Annotated in this window: 1 protein-coding gene; it reads right to left on the bottom strand. The window is 29.2% G+C overall.

Annotated features, from left to right (window positions below; translation table 11 throughout):
- Positions 1-224: 224 nt before the first annotated feature.
- Positions 225-491 (bottom strand): ArsR family transcriptional regulator, encoded by a 267-nt coding sequence (locus tag C564_RS33240; protein ID WP_231382380.1) that lies wholly within the window; start codon positions 489-491, stop codon positions 225-227.
- Between the last annotated feature and the right edge of the window lie 805 nt (positions 492-1,296).

The following is a 1,296-nucleotide window of genomic DNA, read 5'->3' as shown; positions in this document are numbered from 1 at the left end:
TCATCGCTATATAATCTGGTTTTTCTTCACCTAGGTTTTTACTTTTATCCATCTTTTCACCCACCTTTAAAACCTAAATAAAAACCTAAGTTTTTTTAAATATCAAAGGTTATTTTTAAGAAAACCAACCTTGATACCTAAGTTTGATACCCAGGTTTTTACTAATTCATTTTACTAAGGTTCATATCCTTCTGTCATATAAAAATAACAAATTTTTCACAAATCTAAGTTATACTCGATTTTTTTCTTAATAAATGATTATTTAATCCATATAGGGGTATCGCCACTTTACGTTCATTTTTCACGATATTTCCCAGAACTAATTTCCGTACATGCTGTAAAATCATATCTTCCGAAATCTGTGTTAATTTACTTTTCTCAGAAACTGACAAAGAACCCCATACAATCAATTTACATACAATTGATAAGCGACTAGGATTACCTAATAACTCTAACGTTTTTATTTTTTCTGTATAGAAACTAAAGTCCATATAAAAATCTCTCACCAAAGCTCCAACCTCCCAAAATAAAGATAGATAACAATCAAAATAGCTTAACATAAAAACAGTGCAATCCATCCCAAAATATTCCAATAACTCCTTGAGAAATATAGTCACTTAATAAATTTCACGTACTATAGCCGATTAATAAAACCAAATTCAGAAATAGAACATAATCTAACAATCCTCCACCAAAATAAAAACCCCTAGATAGGAGGTTCACTGAATTAATATATAACATCCTTTAAACGAACAGTTATTTAATTTATATATCGTATTTCGGCTGAACCTTTAAATGAGATGTGTTGTATAATAAAAGTAGGGATAGTTTGATATATAGTGTAAAAATAAGGAGTTAAAAGAGGGGATCAATGTGGCATTGATAGTTCCGAAATGCATCTACTGTAAGGTAGATATTAAAAAGGACGAACAAGCATTAGTGATCGTACCCTATCCTAAGAAAATAGGATTTACAGAAATTAAAGCCTATTTAAATTTAGAGGGGAAATTTATTTGCGAGAACTGTAAAAACAAGCTTAATATATAATTAGGGCTATTTTTAATGATTTCCTTATTGAAATTATTAATCTTTTTTATAAAAAGTTCATGTATAAACAATAATCCCTCTATATTTTGTGCAATCTTTGTTCAAAATATAGAGGGATTATTGTTTGAAATTGATGAATGTGAAAAATATAAAAAAAGAACGCCTAGAGTGCCATTTATATGGACAACTCATCGGAATCCTCCTCTGTTCTTCTACAATGTTTCAAATGCGACAGTTTCTGCTTGAAAA

The sequence above is a fragment of the Bacillus sp. 105MF genome, assembly GCF_000374885.1.
Classification (GTDB): Bacteria; Bacillota; Bacilli; order Bacillales; family Bacillaceae_G; genus Bacillus_A; species Bacillus_A pseudomycoides.
The sequence above is the reverse complement of the archived record's forward strand: the minus strand, read 5'-3'. Positions and strand labels throughout refer to the sequence as shown.